This is a genomic window from Actinomadura chokoriensis, from assembly GCF_039529475.1.
GTDB classification, from domain to species: Bacteria; Actinomycetota; Actinomycetes; order Streptosporangiales; family Streptosporangiaceae; genus Spirillospora; species Spirillospora bangladeshensis.
Genome location: NZ_BAAAMW010000002.1, coordinates 605,536 through 629,696 on the forward strand (window position 1 = coordinate 605,536; position 24,161 = coordinate 629,696).

Below are 24,161 nucleotides of genomic sequence, written 5' to 3' on the forward strand. Positions count from 1 at the left end.
GGTCACCGCCGCCACACCCCCGTCTTCCCGCCGGTCTTCTCCTCGACCCGGACGTCGGTGATCACGGCGGCCGGGTCGACGGCCTTCACCATGTCGACCAGGGCGAGCGCGGCGACGCTCACGGACGTGAGCGCCTCCATCTCGACGCCGGTGCGGTCGGCGGTGCGGGTAACGGCCGTGATCGCGACGCCGTCGTCCGTGATCTCCAGGTCGACGGTGACGCCGTGCAGCGCGATGGGGTGGCACAGGGGGACGAGGTCGGGGACGCGCTTGGCCCCCATGATCCCGGCGATGCGGGCCACCGACAGGGCGTCGCCCTTGGGGATGTCACCGGCGCGCAGGAGGCCGACGCACTCCGGTGACAGGCGGACGAAGCCCGTCGCCGTCGCGGTCCTGGCGGAGACGTCCTTCGCCGACACGTCGACCATGCGGGCGGAGCCCGTGTCGTCCAGGTGGGTGAACTCGGTCAAGACGGCAACCTCAGAACGTTGACGTGGGAACCGGCGGGGAGGGCCTCGACGTCCTCCGGTAGCTCGATGAGCGCGTTCGCAGAGGAGAGCGACCCGAGCTGGTGGGAGCCCTGTACCTCGGCCGCGGTGACGCTGTACGAGCCCCGGTTGAACGACAGCTTGCCGCGCAGGTAGTGGCGGAGCCCCACGGGCGACTTGACGTCTTCGGCGAGGACCGCGCTCACGGTCGGCAGCGGTTCCGGCGCCAGCCCCTGCATGGCGAGCAGTGCCGGACGGACGAAAACCTGGAACGACACGTAGGCGCTCACAGGGTTCCCAGGGAGGGTGAACACGGGCGTGCCTTCGAGGAGGCCGAACCCCTGCGGCTTACCGGGACGCATCCGCACCTTGTGGAAGCCCACCGTCCCGGTGGTGCTGAGCACTTCCTTGACGACGTCCCTGGTGCCCATGGAAACGCCGCCGGTGGTGACGATGGCGTCGGCCCGGACGAGCTGGTCCTGGAGCATTTCGAGCACCTTGCCCGGCTCGTCCTCGACCGTCGCCTGCCGGAACCCCACTCCGCCCGCCTCGACCACGGCGGCCGTGAGCATGAAGCTGTTCGACTCCCAGATCTGGCCCGGGGCCAGGGTGGAGCCCGGCTCGCGCAGTTCGTCGCCCGTGGCGACCACCACGACGCGCGGTTTCGGACGCACCGTCACCCGGGGGCGTCCCACCGCCGCGATCATGCCGAGCTGCGGCGCGGTGAGCCGCGTGCCCGCCGCGGCGACGACCTGGCCCGCGAGGACGTCCTCACCGGCACGCCGGATGTAGTTCCCCGGCGGTGCGGCGCGGAAGACCTTGACGGTGGCGTTGCCGCCGTCGGTCCACTCGACCGGGATGACCGCGTCGGCGCCGGCGGGCAGCGGCGCGCCCGTCATGATCCGCGCGGTCAGCCCGGTCCGGATCGCCGACACGCCGGAGTCGCCCGCGACGATGTCGCCGACGACGGGCAGCGCGACCGGCGCCGCGTCGGTGGCCGCCGCGATGTCGGCCGCGACGACGGCGTAGCCGTCCATCGCGGAGTTGTCGAACGGCGGCAGCGGCACGGGCGCGGACACGGGCTCGGCGAGCACCGTGCCCTGCGCCTCCAGCAGCGCCAGATCGAGCGGCGGCAGCACCTTCACGCTGCCGAGGATCTCCGTCAGATGCTCATCGACCGTTCTCATGACCAGGCTTCCCTCATGACCACGCTTTCCGTGCGACGGGCCGTCACGCGCCGCCCGCGCCGTCCCCCGCGCCGTTCGCCGCACCGTCCTGGCGCTCGACGAACTCGCGCAGCCACGGGATGAACTCCGGCGCCAGGTCGGGGCGTTCCGCCGCGAACTGGACGACCGTCCGCAGGTACTCCAGCTTGTTGCCGGTGTCGTAGCGGCGGCCGCGGAACTTCACGCCGTAGACGGTCCCGCCCTGCTCGGCGGGCGTGTCGGCGAGGGTGCGCAGCGCGTCGGTCAGCTGGATCTCGCCGCCGCGCCCGGGCGGGGTCTTCTCCAGGACGTCGAACACGGCGGGGTCGCAGACGTACCGGCCGATGATGATCCAGTTGCTCGGCGCCTCCTCGGCGGCGGGCTTCTCGACGAGGTCGGAGATGCGGACGACGTCCTCCTCGTCCGTCGCCTCGATGGCCGCGCAGCCGTAGGCGGAGACCTGGTCGGGCGCGACCTCCATCAGCGCGATGACGCTGCCGCCGTACTGGTTCCGCACCTCGATCATGCGGCGCAGCAGCTTGTCGCGGTCGTCGATCATGTCGTCGCCGAGCAGCACCGCGAACGGCTCGTTCCCGACGTGCTGGCGGGCGCAGTGCACGGCGTGCCCGAGCCCCTTCGGCTCGCCCTGCCGGACGTAGTGCATGATCGCGAGGTCGCTGGACTCGCGCACGGCGTCGAGCCGGTCCTCGTCGCCCTTCGCGCTCAGCGCCTCCTCGAGCTCGTAGGCTCGGTCGAAGTGGTCCTCGATGGACCGCTTGCTGCGGCCGGTGATCATCAGGACGTCGCAGAGTCCGGCGTCGACCGCCTCCTCGACGACGTACTGGATCGCCGGTTTGTCGACGATGGGCAGCATTTCCTTGGGCGTCGCCTTCGTCGCGGGCAAGAATCGGGTACCGAGGCCGGCCGCGGGGACGACCGCCTTGAGCACAGGTGCACTGTCGGCCATGTACCGACCATAACCATCCGTGAGGACGACGACGTGCAGGACATCGTTTCGAAGACCGATCTCCGGGCCGAAATGCTCGGCCGACGTGCGGCGATGCCATCGGAGACCCGCGCCGCGGCGGCGCGGCCGATCCGGGACGCGCTGCTGTCCCTGCCGGAGGTGGAGATGGCGGGGACGATCGCGGCGTACGTGTCGATCGGCGACGAGCCGGACACGCGCAGCCTGCTGTTCGCGCTCTGGAAGCGCGGGACGTACGTGCTGCTCCCCCGCCTGCTCCCGGACGGCGACCTCGACTGGGCGTCCTACGAGGGGCCCGATTCGCTCGTCCCGGGGGCGCGCGGGTGCCCGGAGCCGTCCGAGCCGCCGCGCGGGCCCGGCGCCATCGCCGGCGCGGACGTCGTCCTGACCCCGGCGGTCGCCGTCGACCGGACGGGTGTGCGGCTCGGGCGCGGCGGCGGCTCCTACGACCGGGCGCTGGCCAGAGTCGGCCCGGCGATCCTGACGGTCGCGCTGCTGTACGACGGCGAACTGGTGGAGTCGCTGCCGTCCGAGCCCCACGACCAGCGCGTCCGCGCGGCCGTCACCCCGTCCAGCGGCCTGGTCCGGCTGGGATGACGGGCGACATGGCGAACGGGTCGACGGCCGGGACGGCGGCGCCGTGGCGGATCCTGTCGCTGCCACCGGTCGGCAAGGAGGTCGTCCGCGGCCTGTTCGCGCCGCTCGGAGACGCCGCCGAGGTGGTGTTCCCGGCGACCAGGGACCGCGCCGGGCTGCTCGCCGCGCTGCCGTCCGCCGACATCGTGATCGCCGACTTCTCGCGCGGGTTCGTGCTGGACGCCGAGGCCGTGGCCGCCGCGCGGCGGCTGGCGTTCGTGCAGATGCCCGCGGTCGGCGTCGACAGGCTCGACCTCGCCGCGCTGACCGCGGCGGACGTCCCGGTGGCGAACGCGGCGGGCTTCAACGCGCGCGGGGTCGCCGAGTGGGCGGTCGGGGCCGCGTTCGCGCTGTGCCGGAACCTGGCCTGGGGCGACCGGGCGGTCCGCGCGGGCGGGTGGCCGCAGGCGGAGATGGCGGAGCGCAACCCGCGGGAGGTCCACGCCCAGCGGGTCGGTATCGCGGGGTTCGGCGCGATCGGCGCGGAGGCGGCGCGGCTGTTCGCGGCGCTGGGCTGCGCGGTCTCCTACTGGACGAGGCGCAGGCGCCCCGAGGCGGCGGCGACGTACCGGGAGCTGGACGACCTGGTCGCGACGTCCGACATCCTCGTCCTCGCCCTGCCGCTGACGGACGAGACCAGGGGCCTGATCGGCCCGGAGCGGCTCGCGCTCCTGCCCGCGGACGCGCTGCTGATCAACGTGGCGCGGGGCGGCATCGCGCCCGACGGCGCCGTCCTCGCGGCGCTGGAGTCCGGACGGCTGGCGGGCGCGGCGCTCGACGTGTTCGAGCACGAGCCGCTGCCGCCGGAGCATCCGCTGCGCTCCCGCGAGGACGTCCTGCTGTCGCCGCACGCGGCCGGATCGTCGGTCCAGTCGCAGCGGAACCTGCTCGCGGCGGTGCGCGAGAACGTCACCGCGGCCGTTCAGGGACGGGACGTGCGGAACATCGTGAACGGGGTAAAACCGCAGGTCATACGACGATAATGCCGGTTCGCGACATGCCGTCCCTCAACTGGAAATGCGCGATCGACCGTTGAATCTGTAGGATTGCTAAACGTTCAACTTTGACGACCCCGAAGGGTGGGATGTGCATCTCGACATCTGGCTACTCCTCGGGGCCACGCTCGTACTCTGCGCCATCATCGCCGTCCGGCTGTCCCACAAAGCGGGACTGCCGACCCTGCTGGCGTACATGGGCCTCGGCCTGTTCATCGGCGAGTCCGGCCCCCTCCACATCCAGTTCGACAACGCGGAACTGGCCGAGACCCTCGGCCTCGCCGCCCTCGTCCTGATCCTCTACGAGGGCGGCATCACCACCGACTGGCGGCGGATGCGGCCGTCGGTGCCCGTCGCGATCAGCGTCTCCACCATCGGCACCCTGATCAGCATCGGCGTCGTCGCGCTCGCCGCCATGTGGCTGATCGGGATGGACTGGCGCCCGGCGTTCCTGCTCGGCGCGGTGCTCGCCCCGACCGACGCGGCGGCCGTGTTCTCGGTGCTGCGGCGGCTGCCCCTGCCCTCGCGGCTGATGGGGCTGCTGGAGGGCGAGTCCGGCTTCAACGACGCCCCCGTCGTCATCATCGTGGTCACGCTCAGCGCCCACAGCGCCGCCCCCAACCTGGCCGAACTCCTCGGCGTCATGGTGTACGAGCTCGCCGCCGGCGCCGTCATCGGCATCGCCGTCGGATGGCTGGGCGCGCAGGGCCTCCGGCGCGTCGCGCTGCCCGCCTCCGGCCTCTACCCCATCGCGGTGCTGTCGCTGTCCGTCGGCTCCTACGGCGCGGCGTCGCTGCTGCACGCCAGCGGGTTCCTCGCCGTCTACGTCAGCGCCGTCGTCCTCGGGAACGCGCGGCTCCCGCACCGCCCCGCGACGCGCGGCTTCGCCGAAGGCGTCGGCTGGCTCGCGCAGATCGGGCTGTTCGTGATGCTCGGGCTGCTCGCCGACCCCGGCGACCTGCCCGGCCAGATCGTGCCCGCGCTCATCATCGGGTTCGTGCTGCTGCTCGTCGCCCGTCCGGTATCGGTCGCGCTGTCCACGATCGGGTTCAAGCTGACCTGGGGCGAGAAGGTCTTCACGTCCTGGGCCGGGCTCCGCGGCGCCGTGCCGATCGTCCTCGCCACCATCCCGATGGTCGCGGAGGTCGCGAGCGCCGACCGGCTGTTCGCGATCGTGTTCAACATCGTCGTCCTGTTCACGCTGCTCCAGGGCCCGACGCTGCCGCTCGTGGCGCGCTGGTGCCGGCTGAAGGGCGACGAGCAGGCCCGCGAGCTGGACGTGGAGGCGGCGCCGCTGGAGGAGCTGCACGCCGACCTGCTGGAGGTGCGGATCCCGGCCGACTCGATGCTGAGCGGCGTGGAGATCTTCGAGCTGAGGCTGCCGTCCGGCGCGTCCGTCACCCTCGTCGTGCGGGACGGGTCGAGCTTCGTCCCCGAGCCCACGACGCCGCTGCAGTCGGGCGACACCCTGCTGGTCGTGACCACCGACTCCGTGCGCGAGGCCGCCGAACGCCGGCTGCGCGCCGTGAGCCGCAAGGGCAGGCTGGCCGGCTGGTTCGGCGAGACCGGCGCCTGACCTGCGGTGGACGTTCCCTGACCGGTCAGGGAACAGGCCGGGGGGAAATCGTGTTCCACACGCGAGTACCATTAGCAGTCGTTCAGAGTGAGTGCCAGTCCGGACTCCGCCGGGCTGAGTCAGCTAGGAGGAACCGTGCCGACGTATCAGTACGTTTGCACCGAGTGCGGCGAGCCGCTGGAGGTCGTGCAGAAGTTCAGCGACGACGCGCTGACCGAATGCCCGGCATGCAGCGGCAGGCTCCGCAAGGTCTTCTCCGCGGCGGGGATCATCTTCAAGGGGTCGGGCTTCTACCGCACCGACAGCCGCGGCTCCGGCAAGTCGTCCTCGACCGCGGGCTCCTCGTCCAACGGGTCGTCCAACGGGTCGTCCAACGGCTCCTCGGGCGGTGACTCCGGGGCGTCGTCCTCGTCGTCCGCTGACTCGTCGTCCTCGTCGTCGTCCGGCGGCTCCTCGTCGTCCGGCACGTCGGCCGGCAAGTCTTCGTCCGAAAAGGTCGCCTGACCTTCTAGGACGTTCTCCACGCCCACCGGGGGATCCCATCCGCGGGTCCCCCGGCTTTCGGCGTATCAGCCGCCGACTACATCTCTAGAGGTAGTCGGCGGCTTTCTCATGCCCCGAGCGAAGTAGCCGCGTTCACTTCTCACGCCGGACGCGCGGACGCCTCCCCTGGCGAACGATTGAGGGGATGGAGCTCGGCGGCCCCCGCGGTTCCCGCGCCCATCGCCCACCGCCCACCGCATCGCCGGCCTCGCCGGGAAATCTCGCGATAGTACTTGACTTATTCTCGACAAGCGAGAGACCCTGAGGCAACGCGACATATCTTGATTTGCCAGCGCCTTCGGGAGAGGAACATGAACGCACCAAGACCGGCTCCGCCGAGACCACCCGCCCATCGGATCGCCGGACTCATCGCCGGACGGCGCAGCAAGTGGGCCGTCCTCGCCGTCTGGATCGCCCTGCTGGTGGCCCTCGGCCCGCTCGCCGGCAAGCTCGGCGACGTGGAGGAGAACAACGCGGCGGCATGGCTGCCCGCCGGAGCCGAGTCCACGCAGATCGTCCAGCTGGAGGAGCGGTTCCGCAAGGACGAGACGATGCCCGCCGTCATCGTCTACGAGCGCTCCGGCGGGCTCACCGCGGCGGACCGCGCCAAAGCCGCCGCGGACGTGACCGCCCTGCAGAAGCTCCCCGGGGCGCAGCAGGTGCAGGGGCCCTTCGCGTCCAAAGACGGCAAGGCCCTGCAGACGCTCGTGCCGCTCACGGACGAGGACCTCACCGGAGCCGTCGACGGCGCGCGCGACATCGCCAAGCGCGGGCCTCCCGGGCTGACCGCGCACGTCACCGGTCCCGCCGGCAGCGGCGCCGACATGTTCGAGGTCTTCCAGAGCCTCGACGGCTTCCTGCTCATGGCCGCGGGCCTCGTCGTCATCGTCCTGCTGCTCTTCATCTACCGCAGCCCCATCCTGTGGTTCGTCCCGGTGCTCAGCGCCGTGTTCGCCTTGGGGCTGGCCCAGTCGACGGTGTATCTGCTCGCCAAGTACGGCGACCTCACGGTCAACGGGCAGAGCGCCGGGATCCTGACCGTCCTCGTCTTCGGTGTGGCGACCGACTACGCCCTGCTGCTCGTCGCCCGCTACCGGGAGGAGCTCCACCGCCACGAGGACCGGCATGAGGCCATGGCCTTCGCGCTGCGTCGCGCTGCGCCCGCCATCATCGCGTCCGCCGCCACCGTCGCGGTCGGGCTGCTGTGCCTGATGCTCGCCGACATGAACTCGACCGCCGGTATGGGTCCGGTCGCCGCCGCCGGTGTCCTCACCGCGCTCGCCGCCATGACGACGCTGCTGCCGGCCCTCCTGGTCATCTTCGGCCGCTGGCTGTTCTGGCCGCTCGTCCCCCGGTACGACGAGAAATACCTCAAGCCCGAGGCGTACGAGGCCGAGCACAGCGTATGGAGCCGCGTGGCCGGTCTCGTGGGCAGGCGCCCGCGCGCGCTCTGGGCCGTCACCATGCTCGGCCTGGTCGTGCTGACACTCGGCCTGGGAACGCTCAAGACGGACGGCCTGTCGGACGCGGGACAGTTCACCGGCACGCCCGACTCGGTGAAGGGCTCCGCGTCCGTCGCCCGGCACTTCCCCGCCGGATCGGGCTCCCCCGCCGTCATCATCGGGCGCGCCTCGGCGTCCGAGCAGATCGCCCAGACCGTGCGCGGGACGTCCGGCGTCGCCGAGCTCGGATCGCCCATGACCGTGAACGGCCTGGTCAAGTACGAGGCGGTGCTGAAGGACCCGGCCGACAGCGAGGCCGCCCGCACGACCATCGACCGGCTGCGCACCGCCGTGCACGACGTCCCGTCCGCGGACGCGAAGGTGGGCGGCACGACCGCGACGGCGCTGGACATCAAGCGCGCCTCCGCCCGCGACAACAAGGTGATCATCCCGATCGTGCTGGCCGTGGTGTTCCTGATCCTCGTCGCGCTGCTGCGCGCCGTCGTCGCGCCGCTGCTGATGATCGGCACCGTCGTGCTGTCGTTCCTGGCCTCGCTCGGCGCCTGCGCGGTGATCTTCCAGGAGGGCTTCGGGTTCGAGGGCACCGACGCCGGCTTCCCGCTGCTGGCCTTCATCTTCCTGGTCGCGCTCGGGGTCGACTACAACATCTTCCTCATGCACCGCGTCCGGGAGGAGTCGCAGACGCTCGGCACCCGCCGCGGCATCCAGCGCGGCCTCACCGTGACCGGCGGCGTGATCACCTCGGCCGGGCTGGTGCTGGCGGCCACGTTCGCGTCCATGGTCACGCTGCCGCTCGTGAGCATGGTGGAGATGGGCTTCGTGGTCGCGTTCGGCGTCCTGCTGGACACCCTCATCGTGCGGTCCCTGCTGCTCCCCGCGCTGGCGCACGACATCGGACGGCGGATCTGGGCGCCGGGACGCCTCGCCGCGCCGAGGCCGGCCGCCGAGCCGCGGGTCCTGGACCCGGTCGGCTGACCGACTCCCGGCTCCGGCCGGGACGGGGAAGCGAGGGGGTCCGGCCGGGCGGCCGGGCCCCCTCCGCCGAGTTATCCACAATCGGCGAACGCCCTGCCGCCGGCCGGGGGCGGGTGGCTAGTGTCGGCGGCATGCCAACTTCCGCTTCCCAGCCCGCCGCCGAGATCGGGGTCATCGGCGGCTCGGGGTTCTACTCGTTCCTCGACGACATCGAGGAAGTGCGGGTCGACACCCCGTACGGCCCGCCGAGCGACCCCATCGCCGTGGGCGACCTCGCCGGCCGCCGGGTCGCGTTCGTCCCCCGGCACGGCCGCGACCACCGGTTCCCGCCGCACCGGATCCCCTACCGGGCCAACCTGTGGGCGCTGCGCTCCCTCGGCGTCCGGCAGGTCCTCGCGCCCTCCGCCGTCGGCTCGCTGACCCCCGCCTACGGGCCCGGCACGCTCGCCGTCCCCGACCAGATCGTCGACCGCACGTCCGGACGCGGCCAGACCTACTACGACGAGGGCGCCGCGATCCACGTGTCGTTCTCCGACCCGTACTGCCCCTCCGGCCGCCGGGCCGCCACCGACTCCGCCCGCACCGCCGGGTGGGACCCGGTCGACCGCGGCACCCTCGTCGTCATCGAGGGCCCGCGCTTCTCCACCCGCGCCGAGTCCCAGTGGTTCGCCTCCCAGGGCTGGACGCTGATCGGCATGACCGGGCACCCGGAGGCCGTCCTCGCCCGCGAACTCGCGCTCTGCTACACCTCCCTCTGCCTCGTCACCGACCTCGACGCGGGCATCGAGGAGGGGGAGGGCGTCACCATGCAGGAGGTGCTGCGCGTCTTCGGCGAGAACATCGGCCGCCTCCGCACCCTCGTCGCCGACGTGGTCAAAGCGCTGCCGACCGAACGCACCTGCCCCTGCCCCCACGTCCTGGACGGCATGGATCTCCCGTTGGAACTGCCGTGAGCCCCCGGTTAGCCCGCCTGCGGCGGCCCCTGGCGGCCCTGTTCGCCGCGGCCGCCGCCGGGCTCGCCCTGCTGGCCCTGCGGCCCGGCCCGCCCCCGTCCGTCCGCGTCCTGTCCGCCGCCCGCGACCTCCCGGCGGGCACGACCCTCACCGCCGCCGACCTCGGCCACGTCGACCTTCCGCCTCCCGCCGTCCCGTCCGGCGCGCTCCGGTCATCCGCCGTGGGCCGCGTCCTGGCAGGCCCGATGCGCGAGGGCGAACCGCTGACCGACGTCCGCGTCCTGGGCGAAGCCCTCCTCAAGGGCTACGCCCCGGGCACGGTGGCCACCCCGATCCGCATAGCCGACCGAGCGGCCGTCCACCTGCTCCACCCGGGCGACCACATAGACGTCCTCTCAACCCCACCCCCCGACACCCTCGCCGGGACCGAATCAGCAACCACCCCGCTCCGAACCAAATGGCGCGGCGCCCGAGTCGTGGTGTCGGGAGTACCGGTCGTCGCGATCCCACCGCCGACCGAGGACGGCGGGCGGGAAGGCGCCTTGATCGTCCTAGCGACCGACAGAGCCCAAGCCCTGGCCCTCGCAGCCGCCCCCGAACCCCTCTCCCTGACGATCACCGAGAACTGACCGCCCCACTCCCCCACCGCCCACCACAGCGCAGTCGACGCGCGAGACGAGCAGACGCGCGAGACGAGCAGACGCGCGAGACGAGCAGACGCGCGAGACGAGCAGACGCGCGAGACGAGCAGACGCGCGAGACGAGCAGACGCGCGAGACGAGCAGACGGGCAGACGGGCAGACGGGCAGACGGGCGAATCATGGGAGCGACTTGGCGAACGCGGGAGGGTTCTCTACGATCCGTAGCCGTTCCGGTGCCCTCGTCAGCCAGGAGGGCGCTCCCCTGATTACCCCTGGAGTCCATACATGAGCGGATTCAAGAAGTTCCTCCTCCGCGGGAACCTGGTCGACCTCGCGGTCGCGTTCGTCGTCGGCGCCGCCTTCGCGGGCCTGGTGAAGGACTTCGCGAGTTCGTTCATCACCCCGCTGATCGCGCTCATCGGCGGCAAGCCGGACTACACCCGGCTGGCCGTCTCCATCAACGGCACGACGTTCCCGTACGGGATCTTCCTCACGTCCGCGATCGCGTTCGTCATCACGGCGGCGATCGTGTACTTCCTGGTCGTCCTGCCGACGGCGAAGCTGATCGAGCGGCTGGACCGCGGCAAGGAGGCCACCGAGCGCGAGTGCCCGCAGTGCCTCAGCGAGATCCCCGTGAAGGCCCGCCGCTGCCGCTACTGCACCGCGGAGGTCGTCCCCGCCAACGAGGTTCCGTCCTACCAACCGCACCGGCAGTAGGCACGCCGGGTGCCGGGGTCACTCGTCCTCGGTCCCGAACTCCCAGTGCCAAGGCTCGAACGGGTTGCTGTAGGCCCACGCCGGATGAATCCAGCCGTACTTGCCGGCGTGGGCCTCCATCCAGTTGAACTGGACCGACCCCGAGTTCTGGACGCCGCCGCACAGGTCCAGGGCCTGCCCCTTGCCGTGGTTGCTCGTCCCGGGGACGGCCGCGAAACCGGGGCGCCGCGCGTAGACCGCGTGCTGTTCGGACAGGCTCCGGTAGGCGTCCGTCACGCACATGTCGCGACCGAACCGGCGCTTGTACGCGGCGTTCAGCTTGTAGAAGGCCAGCGCCGCGTCCGCCCGCAGCCTGTGCCCGCCCTTCTGCGGCAACGGGCACAGGTACTTCGACGGGATCAGCCCGTTGGGGAACTTCTTCGCGTCCGCGGCGAGGGTCTTGTCGCAGCCGAGCTCCAGCCGCTTCTGCCTGGACACCGCGAGCTTGTCGAGCATCGCGTTGAGCTGCTTGGTCAGCTGCGCCGACTTGTTCTTCAGCCCGTCCACCTCCTGCTGGAGGCGGGTCTGCTCCACCGCGTTGCGCGACTGCAGCTCCTGCGCCGTGGACGCGAGCCGCTGCCGCCGGTTCTGCAGCTCGTCGGCACGGTCCACGAGCGCCTGCTGCGACCGCGCGAGCAGCGTCACGTCCGCCGTCGACCGCAGCGCCTCGCTCGGGTCGCCGCCCCCGAAGATCGCCATCGAGCCGGCCGCGCCGCTCTGCTGGTAGGACGAGTTCGCCAGCCTGGCGAGCGGCTCCCGGATGGTGTTCAGCTCGGCCTCGGCCACGGCGAGGTCCTTCAAGGTGGCGCGCAGCTTCACCTGCGAGGCGGCGAGCTCCTTCTGCCGGCCCTTCATCTGATCGGTGGCCTTCTCCAGCTGGTCGCGGGCCTTCGCCGCCTCACGCCGCAGCGACTCCAGCGTGTCGGCCCGCGTCGCGGCCGCGGCGCCGTGCGGCGAGAGCACCGCCATCACCAGGAAGACCGCGGTCAGCGCCGCCGACCGAGGGTACGGCACGGTGGTTTTCCTCCAGATGCCCAAATGCGGAACAGCGGCAGAACGCTACTACAGGTTCTACGATGACCTGTGCGTAACCGGTTCACCGGTCACGGTAACCGTTCCGCTCGCACCACCGGCGCATCCACCAGACATCGTCCCACCCGGACGGGCACGGCCGGCGCACCCACCTCGTCGGTGACGGCGTCGGCGCCGGAGTCGCGGCCTTCCGCGGCTTCGTCACCGGCGCGGGCGCCCGCCTCGGCACCGCCTTCGTCGCCGCCTGCTGCTCGGACTCGGGCGGCACGTACTTCCCGTACGTCGGCTCGGTCTCCGGCGGGACCGGCGCCACGTTCTGCACCGGCGTGCTCGCCGTCTCCGGCCGCTGCGGGGCGGACTCCTCCCGCAGCCCGACCGCGATCACGGACGCCACCACGACGGGAACCAGGAATGCACCGGCGATCACCGCGATCCGTCTACCCCGGGACGCGCGCTCGTCCACCTCGTCCTCGGCCGCCTTCGGCTGCCCGCGATGCCGTCCCGTCACGGCACCGAAGCGTACCCACACCGGCCCCACCCGGCCTAGAGCCCCCGGCCACCCCATAAGGGGAAGCGCACACCGCTCCCCTTCCCCTACCCTGTACCTGCCGTCCGCTACGCTCTAGCGCGAGCGACGACACGCCTCCGTAGCTCAGGGGATAGAGCACCGCTCTCCTAAAGCGGGTGTCGCAGGTTCGAATCCTGCCGGGGGCGCCACCGCCAAAGCGCGCCGACCAGCCACAACACAACGGCCGGACGGCGCGTTCGTCGTTCCGGCAGCCCACCACGGCCCCGCACCCGGCACCACCCCGCCCCCGCGCGGCCCCGGTACGTCACAAACAACGCACCCCAGTACCCGACGTCCTCGGAGAATCTTCCGGCCACCACCGCGTAGATCTGCGCGGCAGACGAGCGCGGCCAGAAGGTCCGACATGTCCTTGAGGCCCGACCAGCAGCGCCGCCAAGCCGTGCCGCACAGCATGTGGCCGGACGAGCAAGACCAGCGCCCAGCGAGCGCCATAACCACCTCATGCAGCGTGATTCCCGTCCGCCTTGACGCCCTGCTCGTCCATCCACCAATCCGCTGAGGCCGACGGATCAAGCCCTACCAGTGGGCGGGCGAACACCCACGGCCGTCCGCCGACCACGCTAATCCGCCGCCCCCCGTCCGCCCGGGTCGCTGTGCTCGGTGTGTTCGTGCTTCGCTGCTCCGTACGGGGTGTTCGGGCTGCTGTTTGTGTTGCGTTGCCTTGGATGGTCTCGGTGGTGCGTCTGGTCGGGCAGTCGTACGTCGGTGGGGCGTGCGGGGTGGGTTCGCGGTTTGTTGGGTGGTGGCGGGTGCTTGGTCAGGGGCGGGATTGCGGTGTGGTGAGGAGGGCGGCTGCGTCGTTCACGGAGACTACGTTCGCGAAGACTGTGGCCATTAGGCGCAGGCTGTTCAGGTGGAGGTCCTCGAAGTAGCCCGCGACGGCCTCTCGGGCTACGACTGCCTTCAGGTCGCGGAAGAAGGCCGCGCGGACGGTCGACTCGACGCAGAAGTCGGTGCGGACGCCGGCCATCACGAGTGTCTCCACGCCGAGGTCGCGGAGCAGGTCGTCCAGGCCGGTGCGGTGGAAGGCGTCGAAGCGCGGTTTGACGATCTCGTGGTCGCCGGGCGCGCGGTCGAGGCCGGCTACCAGTTCGCAGCCCCACGTTCCGCGTCGCAGGCCCTGCTTGCGCAGGAACGGGCTTCGTTGGGCGAGGAGTCCGACGTCGGCGTCGTCCGCCCATTCCATCCGCACCCAGATGACGGGTCGGCCTGTGGAGCGGGCCGCGGCGGTGAGGGTGTTGACGTTCTGCACTAGGTCGTCCAGCCCGGTGACGCGAAGCCCTGCTTGCGCGAACACGCCGTCCGGATGGCAGTAGTCGTTCTGCATGTCGATGACCAGGAGCGCGGTCATGCCTCACCTCCACGCGCGGCGGTCAGGCGGCTGTGCGCCGCGGTGGCCGCGTCCAGGCGTTCCGGGTCGCCGGCCGCGATCGCCTCCACCAGTTCCCGGTGGACGGCCGGGCCGTCCACATGGCGGGTGGTCGCCTCGTCGGACGTGACGCCGCGCAGCCGGGTCTCCACGAACTCCAGCAGCGAGACGTAGGTGTGCTGGAGGATCTTGTTCGGCGTTATCTCCGCGATGCGGCGGTGCAGCGCCCAGTTCGCGGCGAGGTAGCCGACGCCGCTCTCCGCCTCCGCGGCGGCCATCTCGGCGGCGAGGCGGCGCAGGTCGGTGATGTCGGCCTCGGTGCGGTGCCGCATGGCCTCGCGGGCCAGCAGCGGCTCCAGCGCGTCCCGCATCACCAGGCAGTCCGAGACGGGTACGGAGTCTCCGCTGAGTTCGAGCATCTTGCGGCCGAGCCGGACCAGCGGCGGCGGGGTCGCGACGAAGATCCCGCCCTTCACGCCCGGACGGACGGAGACCGTACCGCGCGCGGTCAGCAGCCGGACCGCCTCGTTGAACGTCGCGGCGGCCACGTCGAACTCGCGGCGCAGGCTGTCCCTGGTGCCGAGGCGGTGGCCGTTCGGGAGGGCGTCCTCGGCGATGCGCGCCTCGATCCGCTCGGCGACGGTCTCGGCGCGGGACGGGCGGGGCAGGTCTCTCACCGGACTGTCGGTGCTCATCGGGTTCGTCCTTCGGGTGTGGCGTGGAGGGGCGGGGGCGGATCCGCCTCGCGGAGGAGGGGCCGTACGGGCGGGGGGTTCGGGGAGCGGCCGGGCGCCGCCCCGAGGCCGGGGCGGCGCACGCAGGCAGCGGCGACCGCGTGGGCGGGTCGCCGCATCCGATCACCTGCGTCCGCGGATGCGCGCCGGTCCGGCCCGGCGCGGCGCGCTACTCACCGCGTTCTGCCATGTAGGCCTCGTAGCGGTCGCCCAGGAGCGACTTGATCAGGGCGGTCGCGGCGCCGGAGGTGCCGGCCTTCTCGCCGGTGCCGTAGATCAGCCGGGCGAGCTGGCCGAGGAGGTAGGGGTGCAGGCCGAGTTCGAACAGCGTCCGGAAGTCGCGGTCCAGGATCGCCGTGCGCTCCTCGGGGGTGAGCGGGTAGGCGTCCAGCACCTCCTTCTCGGACGTCTCGAACCGGGTCCGCAGTTCGCGGTCCCATTTCAGTTCCTGGACGAGGTCGTTGGTCCGCAGCTGCGGGTCGAAGTGCTCGAGTGCCATTTCGGGCGTGCCTCCGGTCGGCGCGGTCATGACAGGTCCCAGCGGACGGCGCCGAAGCCGCAGCGCCACTGGTCGACGGCGGCGTAGCCGAGCGCCTTGCACGGGCGGGGCCCGATCGCCCCCATGACGACCATCCAGGACAGCAGTTCGGAGGTGCCGCCCGAGCCGGCCTCCTCCATGCGCTCGAACGTGACGTCGGTGAGGACCCGCTCGTGGTCGCCCTCGACCAGCAGGTCCATCCACCAGCGGTCGAACTTCTCGTCGATCTCCAGGTAGCGGGGTCCGCCCGGCTCGTGGGACAGGCCGCCGGAGCCGAACAGGCCGACGCGCAGCCCGTCGGGCAGGCGGGTGCGGATGGCCTCGCCGAGCGTCTCGCCGAGCGCGTAGCAGACCTTCTCGTCCGGGACGGGCGGGACGGTGCAGTTCTGCAGGACGGGAACGACCGCCACCCCCGTCGAGACGAGGTCGGCCATGGTCGTCGGGACGGAGAGGTTGTCGTCGTAGCGCAGGTTCTCGCGGACGGCGCGCACGCGCGGGGCGCAGTCCTTGACGCTCTCGTACAGGACCTCGCCCACGTCGGGACGTCCGGGAAGCTCGTAGTCGGGGACGCGCAGCCAGGGCTTGAACCACTCGTCGGGGCCGGTGTGGCGTTCGGCGAGCCCGAAGGTGAAGTCGTTGTAGTCGCTGACGAACCCGTTCGCGATGTGGTCGTTGGCGATGACCAGGAGCACGTCGGTGCGGGATTCGACGATGGCCTCGTGGATCTCGGCGTAGGCGGCGAGGACCGTCTTCCGGTCGGCCTCGGGCGCCTTGTCGAACCAGCCGGTGAGGCCGGGAGCGTGGCTCGCGGCTATGGCGACGCTGATCTCAGCCATGGTTCCTCCGTTCTTCATGGGGATGGGACGGCGCCGTGCGCCGCAGGCGGAGCACGATGGCGTCGGCGGCCTGCTCGGAGGCGGTCGTCTGGATCCGGTGCCCTTCCTCGGCGCCGGCCGCGGCCGGGTCGCCGAAGTAGCCGTCGGGCGTGACGCGGCGGGCGTGCTCGAACCCCTGCCGCCAGGTCGCCAGGTCGGCCGGTCCGAGCCCGCTCGGTTCGAGCCGGACGCGGACGTCCTCGCGCACGAGCTTCGGCTGGATGTGCATCATCAGGGACGTCTCCCACTGCCCGGCGTGGACGTCGGGCGGCCCCGCGGGCGGAGGCTCGTCCGGCCCGTAGAGCGTGAGGTGCGGGTCGTCCAGGGCGAGGCCGATGCGGCGGGCCAGGGCGGGCTCGGTCACGAAGCTCGCGTCCACGCCGGCGCGCTCCGACGCGGTCCGTATCCCGTCGTGGACGGTGCGGTTGTGCAGTGCGTCGCCGTGGCCGGAGAAGCAGAACACGTGCCGGAACCCGTCGCGGGCCATGCCGGTGAGCAGGTCCGCCATGACCTCGCGCATCAGTTCGGGACGCACGCCGTAGGACGCGGGGAAGGCGCCCGAGACGACGTTGACGCCCCAGTAGTACGGCGGCATGATCAGCGCCTGCACGCCGCGCTCGGCCAGCCGGGCCTGGACGCCGCGCAGGCGGGCGCCGGGGACGTAGACGTCCGTCCCGGTGGGCAGGTGCGGGCCGTGCTGCTCGATCACGCCGAACGCCCAGAGCAGCACCGCTCCCGACCGGGCGGCCCGGTCGACCTCGTACCAGGTCAGCTCCGCCAGCGTGCCGGCGAACACGTCATCGGGGGGCGTCACTGGTCGAACAGCTCGTCGAGCGGGCGGGTGCTGCCGAGGAGGCCGGTCTCGACGGACAGCTGCGCCAGCGGGGCGACCTCCGCCTTCCCCGCCTCCGGGTTCCAGCCCGGCAGGGTGACCTTGTCGCTGAGGCCCGGCTGCAGCTTCAGGTAGCCGTTCAGCGCCTTCCGGGCCTCGTCCGGGTGGCCCTCGGCGTAGGCCATCGACTCCTTCAGCGCCGCGGTGAACCTCTTCACGACGTCGGGGTTCTGCGACGCGTACTGCTTGGAGGTGAACCAGCCGGCGAACGGCAGGTGCGTCCCCATGCCCGCGTAGCTGACCGGCAGCCGCTTCGCGCCCTGCCCTTCGGCGATCGTGATGAACGGCTCGCTCATCATCGCGGCGTCGACCCGGCCGCTCTCCAGCGTGTCGGGCATCGTGGGGATCGGCACCTCCACCAGCTCGACGTCGGCGCGCCGCAGCCCGTTCTTCTCCAGGACGGACGCGACCGCGACCTCGTTGATGCCCTTCAGCGTGTTGACTGCGACCTTCCGGCCCTTCAGGTCGGCCACCTTCGTGATCTTCGGGTCGCGGGTCATCAGCTGGCCGGACCCGTCGTCCAGCACGTCGCCGGACGCGCGGGCGCCGACCGACACCATCGTCACCGGGACGCCCTTCTCCCGGGCCACGAGCAGGCTGACGATGTTGGAGTACCCGAACTGGAAGTCGCCGCTGACCACGGCGGGCACGATGGCGGCGCCGCCCTGCGAGTCCTGCGTGGTGACCTTCAGCTTGTGGCGGGCGAACACGCCGTTGGCGATGCCGAGCTTCACCGGCGCGATGTCGATGATCGGGATGACGCCGAGCTTCACCTCGGCCGTCCCGTCGGCGGAGACCTTCGCGGCGCCGGAGCCGCAGCCGGTGAGGGCCGCCAGGGCCAGGGTCGCGGATGCCGCGCAGGCGGCGAGCGGTGCGGGACGGCGCCCGCGGCCGGCGCGCTGGAGAAGGGACATGTCGGTACTCCCGGGAACGGGCGCGCCAGGCGCGGAATGGTCGTCAGTGGTTCCGGTGCGGGACGGGGCCCCGAGCGAGGTGCGTTCGCCGGATGCGGCGCGGCCGTGGCACAGTGGACCGACACCGGCAAGTCCGCTGGTCAGCGGCTCACCGCCGGTCTCGGTCGGCAACTGCGGCACGGCCGCGCCCCTTCCGGCGACGCGTCCTCATGGCATCCCAACCTAAGGGGCACATTCAATATGTTCAATAGATCGATACGAGCTTTTTCCGGGCATGACGGCGCCGTCCCGTGATCCGGGTTCGGCCGCCCGCCTCCCGGGACGCGGCGCGGCATGAGGTCCCTCGGCGCGGATCGGGCCGGTGCCCCGATCGCGGAACGGCGCCCCGGCCCCTCGGCTCAGGTCGAGTCGCGGACGACCAGTTCGGTCGGGAAGATCACCGGGGCGGGGTGGCCGTCGAAGCCGGTGAGGAGCATCTGGACGATGGTCCTGGCGACGTCGTCGATGGGCTGCCGGACGGTCGTCAGCGGCGGATCGGTGAAGCGGGCCGCGTCGATGTCGTCGAAGCCGACGACGGCGACGTCGTCGGGGACGCGGCGGCCCGCCTTCCGCAGGGCGTAGACGGCGCCGATCGCCATCAGGTCGCTCGCGGCGAACACGGCGTCGAGGCCCGGGTCGTCCTCCAGGAGCTGCCGCATCGCCGCCGCGCCCGACTCGCGGGTGAAGTCGCCCATCGCGGCCAGCGAGCGCCGGCCGGTGCCGGAGAGGGTGTCGCGGTAGCCGGCGAGGCGGTCCAGGCTCGCGGACATGTCGAGCGGGCCGCTGATGGTGGCGATCCGCCGCCGGCCCCGGTCCAGGAGGTGCTCGACGGCGGCCCGCGCGCCGCCGACGTTGTCGGCGTCACAGTACGGCGGCCGGGCCGTGGAGACCGGGCGGCCGTGCGACACCACGGGCACGCCCGTCCGCATGAGGGCGGCGGGCAGGGGGTCGGAGCCGTGCAGCGACAGGAGGATGACGCCGTCCACGTGGCCGCCCGCCACGTACCGCTCGACGCGGGTCTGCCCGGCCGGCGAGGACGGCATCATCAGCACGGCCTGCCGGTCGGCGGCCTCCAGCTCATGGCTCACCGTGCGGATGACCTGGGAGAAGAAGGGGTCGTCGGAGAAGACGCGGGCGGGCGGCTCGGACACCACCAGCCCGATCGAGCCGGTGCGCTGGGTGACCAGGCTCCGGGCCGCCGAGTTCGGGACGTAGCCGAGTTCCTCGACGGCGCGCTGGACGGCCGCGCGGATCTCCGGGTTCACGGTGGCCGATCCGTTGACCACGCGCGACACCGTGGCCCGGGAGACCCCGGCCCTGGCCGCGACGGCCTCCAGCGTGGGACGTTTCACGCCACCTCTCCCCCGAGCCCGTTGCGGGCGATGACGTCACGGAACCACTGCGCGCTGTCCTTGGGCAGGCGGCGCTGGTCGGCGTAGTCGACGTAGACGATGCCGAACCTCTTGCCGTAGCCCTCCGCCCACTCGAAATTGTCCAGGAACGACCATACGAGATACCCCCGCAGGTCCGCACCGGCCGTGAGCGCGGCGTGCGCGGCCCGCAGGTGCGCGTCCAGGTAGCGGATGCGGGCGTCGTCGCGCACCCTCCCGTCCGGGTCGGGGACGTCGTCGAACGCGGCGCCGTTCTCGGTGACGACGAGCGGCACCCCCGGGTAGTCGCGGCTGAGCCGGATCAGCAGGTCGCCGAGCCCCTCGGGGACGATGGGCCAGCCCATCGCGGTGTGCGGCGGCGCGGCCTGCGGGAACGCGATGCCCTCCGAGCCTGGGTAGACCGGGTTCGGCGGGGTGCCGGGTGCGGCGGCGACATAGGTGGGGTTGTAGTAGTTGATGCCGAGTGAGTCGATCGGTTCGGCGATCACCGCCAGGTCGTCGCCGCGGACGTGGCCGAGGCCCCCGTGGCGGGACGCGACGTCCAGCACCGGCTCGGCGTACTCGCCGCGCAGCACCGGGTCGAGGAACTGCCGGTTGAGCATCGCGTCGATGAGGCCGGCCGCGGCGGCGTCCTGCTCCGGAGTGCCGCCGGCCCCGGAAACAGCGGTGGCGACGATCGGTGCGAGGTTGAGGGTCAGCGAGATCCGCTCGGCGCCGCCGGCGCGCAGCCGCCGGGCGGCGAGGCCGTGCGCGAGGAGCAGGTGGTGCGCGGCGCGGAACGCGTCGGCGGCGCTGGTCCGGCCGGGCGCGTGCACGCCCGACCCGTAGCCGAGGTAGGCGGCCACCCACGGCTCGTTGATCGTCGTCCAGGTGTCGACGCGGTCGGCGAGGCGGTCGTGGACGAGGCTCGCGTAGTCGGCGAAGCGCAGCGCGGTGTCGCGGGACGTCCAGCCGCCGCGGTCCTCCAGGGTCTGCGGCAGGTCCCAGTGGTAGAGGGTCGCGTACGGGGTGATGCCCGCGTCGAGCAGCGCGTCGACCAGGCGGTCGTAGAAGCCGAGGCCGCGCGGGTCGGCCGGGCCGGAGCCGTCCGGCTGGACGCGCGGCCAGGCGACCGAGAAGCGGTAGGCGTCCAGGCCCAGGCCGGCCATGAGCCGGACGTCGTCGCGGAAGCGGTGGTAGTGGTCGCAGGCGACATCGCCGGTGTGCCCGCCGGCGACCTTGCCCGGGACGCGGCTGAAGGTGTCCCAGATCGAGGGCCCGCGTCCGTCGTCCCGCGCCGCGCCCTCGATCTGGTACGCGGCGGTGGCGGCGCCCCAGACGAAGCCTGGCGGGAAGGTGAGGGGCCGGTCGTCGGTCTGGAGCGTCGTGGCCGTCATCGTTCTGGCTGGTCCCTCTGGTGAGATCGGTGAACGACTGGTCATGCCTTGAGAGCGCCGTCCATGATTCCGCTGATGATCTGGCGGCCGAACAGGACGAAGACGGCCAGCAGCGGGAGCGTCGCCACGGCGGTGCCGGTGAACATCAGCGAGTAGTCGGTGTAGTAGGCGCCGTTGAGCAGGTTCAGCGAGTACTGGACGGTGGGGTTGTCGGGGTTGAGCACGGCCAGGGGCCAGATGAACTCGTTCCAGGTCTGCATGAACGTGAACAGCCCGAGGACGGCCATGGCGGGCCGCAGCACCGGCAGGACGACGCTCCAGTAGATGCGGAACGTCGAGCACCCGTCGATGCGGGCGCTCTCGATGAGCTCGTCCGGGACGGCCTGCATCGTGTACTGCCGCATCATGAACACGCCGAAGCCGGTGACGAGGAACGGCACGATGACGGCCTGGAGCCTCCCCGTCCAGCCGATCTCGGCCATCAGCATGTAGAGCGGGATGATGCCCATCTGGACCGGCACCATCATCGTCGCCAGCATGACCAGCAGCAGGGCCCCGCGCCCGCGGAAGCGCAGCTTGGCGAACGCGAACCCGGCGAGCGAGGCGAACAGCAGCGTGGACACGGTGACCGTCGTCGCGGCGATCGCCGAGTTGACCAGCCCGAGCGTGAAGTGCGCCTGCTCGTTGCCGAACAGCCGGGACAGGTTGCGGCCCAGTTCGCCGCCGGGCGTGAGCGGCGGCGGCGTCGAGCCGACGACGTCGTTCGTGCGGGTCGCGACGACGAACATCCAGTAGATGGGGAACAGCGACAGCACGATCGTCGCGAGCAGCGTGACGCGGGTGAGCGGGCCGGCGTCCCACAGCGCGGCGACGGCGCCGCCGCCGCGCCTGCGCCGCGGCTTGCCCGGCGTCTTCAGGATCATCATTTCGTGCCCCCTCCCATCCGCCGCAGCCACAGGAAGTTGAGGAGGGATCCGAGGAGGATGAGCATGAAGAGCATCCAGGAGACGGCGGACGCGTAGCCGTAGTCGAACCGCCGGAACGCGTTCTCGAACATGTACATGGTGACCGTCTGGAACTGCCGCAGCGATCCGCCGGCCATGTCGCCGTTGCCGAACAGCAGCGGCTCGGTGAACAGCTGGAACCCGCCGATCGTGGAGACGATCGCGGTGAAGATGATGGTGGGCCGCAGCAGCGGCAGCGTGATCGTCCAGAACTGGCGGGCGCGGGACGCCCCGTCGATCGCCGCCGCCTCGTACAGGTCGCGCGGGATCGACTGCATCGCGGCCAGGTAGATCAGCGCGTTGTAGCCCGTCCACCGCCAGTCGACCATGACCGAGATCGCCAGCCAGGACGTCCAGCGCCGCGCCGTCCAGTCGAGGTGGTCGGCCCCGAACCAGCCGAGCACCCAGTTGACGAGGCCGAAGTCCCGGCTGAACAGCTGCCCGAACACGATCGCCACCGCGGCGATCGAGGTGATCATCGGGACGAGCACGCCCATCCGGACGAGCGTCCGCCCGCGCATCCGCTGGTTCAGCGCGCTCGCCAGCACCAGCGCGGCCAGCAGCTGCGGGACGGTGGCGATGACGAACATGCCGAGCGTGTTGCGGACGGAGTTCCAGAACTGCGGGTCGGTCAGGACGAGCCGGAAGTTCTCCAGGCCGATGAACTCATGGGCGCCGAGCAACTCCCAGTCGTGCAGGGCGACCCAGACCGTGTAGCCCATCGGGAACAGCCCGAACAGGAAGAACAGCAGGAAGTACGGGGAGATGAACAGGTAGGGCGAGAACTTGATGTCCCACCGGGTGAGCGCGGTCCGCGACCGGCGGCGCGGCACCGGGGACCCGGGCGGACCGGCCGCCCGGGGCCCCGTGCGGGAGCCGATGGAGAGCGTCATCGAGCTTCGCGCTCGGCGTCGTCGAGGGCCTTCTTCCACGCCGCGTCGGGCGCGAGCCTGCCCTGCTCCAGCGCGAGGAGCGCGTCCTCGAAGCGCTGCCCGACCGGGTTGTTGTCGGCACCGAGGTAGAGCGGCTTGACCGCCTTCGCGCCGGCGGCGTAGATCTCCCCGACGGGGGCGTCGCTGAAGTACTCGTTCTTGAACGACTTCACCGCCGGGTCGTCCAGCGCCTGCGGGGACGACGGCAGGTTGTTGCGCGCCTTGAACGCGGCGATCTGGCTGTTCACGCTGGTCAGGTACGTGGCCAGTTCAGCGGCCTCCTTGGCGTGCTTGCTCTGCTTCGGCACCGCGAGGAACGAGCCGCCGCGGCTGCCCGCGCCGCCCGGGATCGCCGCGACGTCCCACTTGCCGGCTGCGGCCGCACCGGCGTTCTCCTTGATGACGCCGAGCATCCAGGACGGGCACGCGATCGTCGCGAACTTGGCCTGCTTGAACCCGGAGCCCCAGCTCGGCTCGAACGACTTCAGCCCGGCCGACAGCCCGGCCTCCTGGATCTTCACGGTGGTGTCCCAGGCGTTCTTGACCGCGGGGTTGCTGCCCGCGACGAGCTTGCCGGAGCGGTCGAAGAACGTGTAGCCGGCGCTCTGGCTCGCGCTCTGCGCGAGGATCGTGTTGTAGAGGTTCACCGAGCCGTCGACGAACTTGGAGTCCTTCACCTTCGCGGAGTACTTCTCGCCGGTGGCGATGTAGTCGTCCCAGGTCGGCCACAGCGCGCCGACCTTCTCCCGGTCGGTCGGCAGGCCCGCCTTCTCGAACAGGTCGGTGCGGTAGCACATCGCCAGGCCGCCGATGTCGGTGCCGAGGCCGACGAGGTACTTCCCGTCGGGGCTGAGCGCCTGCTTCCACTTCCAGTCGAGGAAGTTGCCCTGGAGCGAGCCCGCGCCGTGGTCGAGCAGGTTCACGAACTTGTCCGGGTGGGCCATGAACTTGGTGAGGATGCCCTCCTCGATGGCGACGACGTCGCCGGCGCCGCTGCCCGCGGCGATCCACTGCTCCAGGCGGGGCAGGTACTCGTCGAGCTGCACCACGTTCCGGTGCTTGATCGTGATGCCGGGGTGGGCGGCCTCGTACTGCTTGAACAGGTCCTCGTACCCGAAGGTGCTGAAGGTGTCGACGGTCAGCGTGACCGTCCCGTCCGCGCCGGAGCCGCCGTCTCCGCTCCCGCAGGCGGAGAGGCCGAGCGCCAGGACGGCGGCGGAGACGAGGCTGGGCAGGAGGCGGCGGTGGGCTCTGCGCATG

Annotated in this window: 24 protein-coding genes and 1 tRNA gene; 9 read left to right on the forward strand and 16 right to left on the reverse strand. The window is 71.6% G+C overall.

Features of this window, described 5'->3' with window-relative positions:
• Positions 1-2 precede the first annotated feature (2 nt).
• Genes moaC through galU form a run of 3 tightly spaced genes read right to left on the reverse strand, consistent with a single transcriptional unit; the run spans position 3 to position 2,660 of the window.
• A complete protein-coding gene (gene moaC, locus ABFX46_RS07000) occupies positions 3-470 on the reverse strand; it encodes a cyclic pyranopterin monophosphate synthase MoaC (RefSeq protein ID WP_346040505.1) in 468 nt (155 codons plus the stop codon).
• Positions 467-1,675, reverse strand: a complete 1,209-nt coding sequence (glp, locus tag ABFX46_RS07005) for a molybdotransferase-like divisome protein Glp (protein WP_346040506.1) — start codon at positions 1,673-1,675, stop codon at positions 467-469. Before glp ends, moaC begins: the two co-directional genes overlap by 4 nt.
• 43 nt (positions 1,676-1,718) lie before the next feature.
• Positions 1,719-2,660 carry a UTP--glucose-1-phosphate uridylyltransferase GalU gene (galU, locus tag ABFX46_RS07010; protein ID WP_346040507.1) on the reverse strand — a complete coding sequence of 314 codons (942 nt, stop codon included), beginning with the start codon at positions 2,658-2,660 and terminating at the stop codon, positions 1,719-1,721.
• Between the two features lie 33 nt (positions 2,661-2,693).
• On the opposite strand from galU, the gene ABFX46_RS07015 reads away from it, so the two are divergent.
• The 8 genes from ABFX46_RS07015 (at position 2,694) to ABFX46_RS07050 (ending at position 11,177) form a co-directional block, all read left to right on the forward strand.
• The gene (locus ABFX46_RS07015) at positions 2,694-3,275 is read left to right on the forward strand and encodes a 5-formyltetrahydrofolate cyclo-ligase (RefSeq protein WP_346040508.1); all 582 of its coding nucleotides are present in this window, start codon (positions 2,694-2,696) and stop codon (positions 3,273-3,275) included.
• Between the two features lie 8 nt (positions 3,276-3,283).
• Positions 3,284-4,297 carry an NAD(P)-dependent oxidoreductase gene (locus ABFX46_RS07020; RefSeq protein ID WP_346040509.1) on the forward strand — a complete coding sequence of 338 codons (1,014 nt, stop codon included), beginning with the start codon at positions 3,284-3,286 and terminating at the stop codon, positions 4,295-4,297.
• Positions 4,298-4,400: 103 nt separating this feature from the next.
• Complete coding sequence (locus tag ABFX46_RS07025) at positions 4,401-5,885, forward strand: potassium/proton antiporter (protein WP_346040510.1); 1,485 nt, start codon at positions 4,401-4,403, stop codon at positions 5,883-5,885.
• Positions 5,886-6,020: 135 nt separating this feature from the next.
• On the forward strand, positions 6,021-6,389 hold the full coding sequence (locus tag ABFX46_RS07030; RefSeq protein WP_346040511.1) for an FmdB family zinc ribbon protein: 369 nt from the start codon (positions 6,021-6,023) through the stop codon (positions 6,387-6,389).
• 350 nt (positions 6,390-6,739) lie between these two features.
• Positions 6,740-8,866 carry an MMPL family transporter gene (locus ABFX46_RS07035; protein WP_346040512.1) on the forward strand — a complete coding sequence of 709 codons (2,127 nt, stop codon included), beginning with the start codon at positions 6,740-6,742 and terminating at the stop codon, positions 8,864-8,866.
• 131 nt (positions 8,867-8,997) lie between these two features.
• The gene (locus ABFX46_RS07040) at positions 8,998-9,819 is read left to right on the forward strand and encodes an S-methyl-5'-thioadenosine phosphorylase (protein ID WP_346040513.1); all 822 of its coding nucleotides are present in this window, start codon (positions 8,998-9,000) and stop codon (positions 9,817-9,819) included.
• Positions 9,816-10,448: an SAF domain-containing protein gene (locus ABFX46_RS07045; protein ID WP_346040514.1), complete on the forward strand. Its 633-nt coding sequence runs from the start codon at positions 9,816-9,818 to the stop codon at positions 10,446-10,448. The genes ABFX46_RS07040 and ABFX46_RS07045 overlap by 4 nt, the downstream gene beginning before the upstream one ends.
• A gap of 297 nt (positions 10,449-10,745) precedes the next feature.
• On the forward strand, positions 10,746-11,177 hold the full coding sequence (locus tag ABFX46_RS07050) for an MscL family protein (protein ID WP_346040515.1): 432 nt from the start codon (positions 10,746-10,748) through the stop codon (positions 11,175-11,177).
• An 18-nt stretch (positions 11,178-11,195) separates the two neighbouring features.
• Here ABFX46_RS07050 and ABFX46_RS07055 read toward each other — a convergent pair whose 3' ends face one another.
• Together ABFX46_RS07055 and ABFX46_RS07060 are read right to left on the reverse strand one after the other, a co-directional pair.
• A complete protein-coding gene (locus ABFX46_RS07055; protein WP_346040516.1) occupies positions 11,196-12,230 on the reverse strand; it encodes a D-alanyl-D-alanine carboxypeptidase family protein in 1,035 nt (344 codons plus the stop codon).
• A gap of 82 nt (positions 12,231-12,312) precedes the next feature.
• Positions 12,313-12,756 (reverse strand): hypothetical protein, encoded by a 444-nt coding sequence (locus tag ABFX46_RS07060; protein ID WP_346040517.1) that lies wholly within the window; start codon positions 12,754-12,756, stop codon positions 12,313-12,315.
• 133 nt (positions 12,757-12,889) lie between these two features.
• On the opposite strand from ABFX46_RS07060, the gene ABFX46_RS07065 reads away from it, so the two are divergent.
• Positions 12,890-12,965: transfer RNA gene (locus tag ABFX46_RS07065), tRNA-Arg, on the forward strand.
• A 629-nt stretch (positions 12,966-13,594) separates the two neighbouring features.
• Here the strand turns inward: ABFX46_RS07065 and ABFX46_RS07070 are convergent.
• The 11 genes from ABFX46_RS07070 to ABFX46_RS07120 form a co-directional block, all read right to left on the reverse strand.
• On the reverse strand, positions 13,595-14,188 hold the full coding sequence (locus tag ABFX46_RS07070; protein WP_346040518.1) for a cysteine hydrolase family protein: 594 nt from the start codon (positions 14,186-14,188) through the stop codon (positions 13,595-13,597).
• On the reverse strand, positions 14,185-14,901 hold the full coding sequence (locus tag ABFX46_RS07075) for a FadR/GntR family transcriptional regulator (RefSeq protein WP_346040519.1): 717 nt from the start codon (positions 14,899-14,901) through the stop codon (positions 14,185-14,187). Before ABFX46_RS07075 ends, ABFX46_RS07070 begins: the two co-directional genes overlap by 4 nt.
• Positions 14,902-15,109: 208 nt before the next feature.
• Complete coding sequence (locus ABFX46_RS07080) at positions 15,110-15,439, reverse strand: extradiol ring-cleavage dioxygenase (protein ID WP_346040520.1); 330 nt, start codon at positions 15,437-15,439, stop codon at positions 15,110-15,112.
• A 26-nt stretch (positions 15,440-15,465) separates the two neighbouring features.
• The gene (locus ABFX46_RS07085) at positions 15,466-16,314 is read right to left on the reverse strand and encodes a DODA-type extradiol aromatic ring-opening family dioxygenase (protein WP_346040521.1); all 849 of its coding nucleotides are present in this window, start codon (positions 16,312-16,314) and stop codon (positions 15,466-15,468) included.
• Positions 16,307-17,167 carry a creatininase family protein gene (locus ABFX46_RS07090; RefSeq protein WP_346040522.1) on the reverse strand — a complete coding sequence of 287 codons (861 nt, stop codon included), beginning with the start codon at positions 17,165-17,167 and terminating at the stop codon, positions 16,307-16,309. The genes ABFX46_RS07085 and ABFX46_RS07090 overlap by 8 nt, the downstream gene beginning before the upstream one ends.
• Positions 17,164-18,159, reverse strand: a complete 996-nt coding sequence (locus ABFX46_RS07095; RefSeq protein WP_346040523.1) for an ABC transporter substrate-binding protein — start codon at positions 18,157-18,159, stop codon at positions 17,164-17,166. The genes ABFX46_RS07090 and ABFX46_RS07095 overlap by 4 nt, the downstream gene beginning before the upstream one ends.
• 398 nt (positions 18,160-18,557) lie before the next feature.
• On the reverse strand, positions 18,558-19,550 hold the full coding sequence (locus tag ABFX46_RS07100; RefSeq protein WP_346040524.1) for a LacI family DNA-binding transcriptional regulator: 993 nt from the start codon (positions 19,548-19,550) through the stop codon (positions 18,558-18,560).
• A complete protein-coding gene (locus ABFX46_RS07105; protein WP_346040525.1) occupies positions 19,547-20,965 on the reverse strand; it encodes a GH1 family beta-glucosidase in 1,419 nt (472 codons plus the stop codon). The genes ABFX46_RS07100 and ABFX46_RS07105 overlap by 4 nt, the downstream gene beginning before the upstream one ends.
• Before the next feature lie 41 nt (positions 20,966-21,006).
• Complete coding sequence (locus ABFX46_RS07110; protein ID WP_428831216.1) at positions 21,007-21,891, reverse strand: carbohydrate ABC transporter permease; 885 nt, start codon at positions 21,889-21,891, stop codon at positions 21,007-21,009.
• Positions 21,888-22,862, reverse strand: coding sequence for a carbohydrate ABC transporter permease (locus ABFX46_RS07115; protein ID WP_346040526.1), 975 nt, complete (start codon positions 22,860-22,862; stop codon positions 21,888-21,890). Before ABFX46_RS07115 ends, ABFX46_RS07110 begins: the two co-directional genes overlap by 4 nt.
• The gene (locus tag ABFX46_RS07120; RefSeq protein WP_346040527.1) at positions 22,859-24,160 is read right to left on the reverse strand and encodes an ABC transporter substrate-binding protein; all 1,302 of its coding nucleotides are present in this window, start codon (positions 24,158-24,160) and stop codon (positions 22,859-22,861) included. Before ABFX46_RS07120 ends, ABFX46_RS07115 begins: the two co-directional genes overlap by 4 nt.
• Between the last annotated feature and the right edge of the window lies 1 nt (position 24,161).

Excerpts from the sequence above, each read along its gene's own strand:
- ABFX46_RS07080 (WP_346040520.1), bottom strand. The coding sequence starts at position 15,439 with ATGGCACTCGAGCACTTCGACCCGCAGCTGCGGACCAACGACCTCGTC.
- ABFX46_RS07040 (WP_346040513.1), top strand. The coding sequence starts at position 8,998 with ATGCCAACTTCCGCTTCCCAGCCCGCCGCCGAGATCGGGGTCATCGGC.
- ABFX46_RS07110 (WP_428831216.1), bottom strand. The coding sequence starts at position 21,891 with ATGATGATCCTGAAGACGCCGGGCAAGCCGCGGCGCAGGCGCGGCGGC.
- ABFX46_RS07105 (WP_346040525.1), bottom strand. The coding sequence starts at position 20,965 with ATGACGGCCACGACGCTCCAGACCGACGACCGGCCCCTCACCTTCCCG.
- ABFX46_RS07115 (WP_346040526.1), bottom strand. The coding sequence starts at position 22,862 with ATGACGCTCTCCATCGGCTCCCGCACGGGGCCCCGGGCGGCCGGTCCG.
- ABFX46_RS07095 (WP_346040523.1), bottom strand. The coding sequence starts at position 18,159 with ATGTCCCTTCTCCAGCGCGCCGGCCGCGGGCGCCGTCCCGCACCGCTC.
- ABFX46_RS07085 (WP_346040521.1), bottom strand. The coding sequence starts at position 16,314 with ATGGCTGAGATCAGCGTCGCCATAGCCGCGAGCCACGCTCCCGGCCTC.
- ABFX46_RS07075 (WP_346040519.1), bottom strand. The coding sequence starts at position 14,901 with ATGAGCACCGACAGTCCGGTGAGAGACCTGCCCCGCCCGTCCCGCGCC.
- glp (WP_346040506.1), bottom strand. The coding sequence starts at position 1,675 with ATGAGAACGGTCGATGAGCATCTGACGGAGATCCTCGGCAGCGTGAAG.
- ABFX46_RS07070 (WP_346040518.1), bottom strand. The coding sequence starts at position 14,188 with ATGACCGCGCTCCTGGTCATCGACATGCAGAACGACTACTGCCATCCG.
- galU (WP_346040507.1), bottom strand. The coding sequence starts at position 2,660 with ATGGCCGACAGTGCACCTGTGCTCAAGGCGGTCGTCCCCGCGGCCGGC.
- ABFX46_RS07020 (WP_346040509.1), top strand. The coding sequence starts at position 3,284 with ATGGCGAACGGGTCGACGGCCGGGACGGCGGCGCCGTGGCGGATCCTG.
- ABFX46_RS07035 (WP_346040512.1), top strand. The coding sequence starts at position 6,740 with ATGAACGCACCAAGACCGGCTCCGCCGAGACCACCCGCCCATCGGATC.
- ABFX46_RS07120 (WP_346040527.1), bottom strand. The coding sequence starts at position 24,160 with ATGCGCAGAGCCCACCGCCGCCTCCTGCCCAGCCTCGTCTCCGCCGCC.
- ABFX46_RS07050 (WP_346040515.1), top strand. The coding sequence starts at position 10,746 with ATGAGCGGATTCAAGAAGTTCCTCCTCCGCGGGAACCTGGTCGACCTC.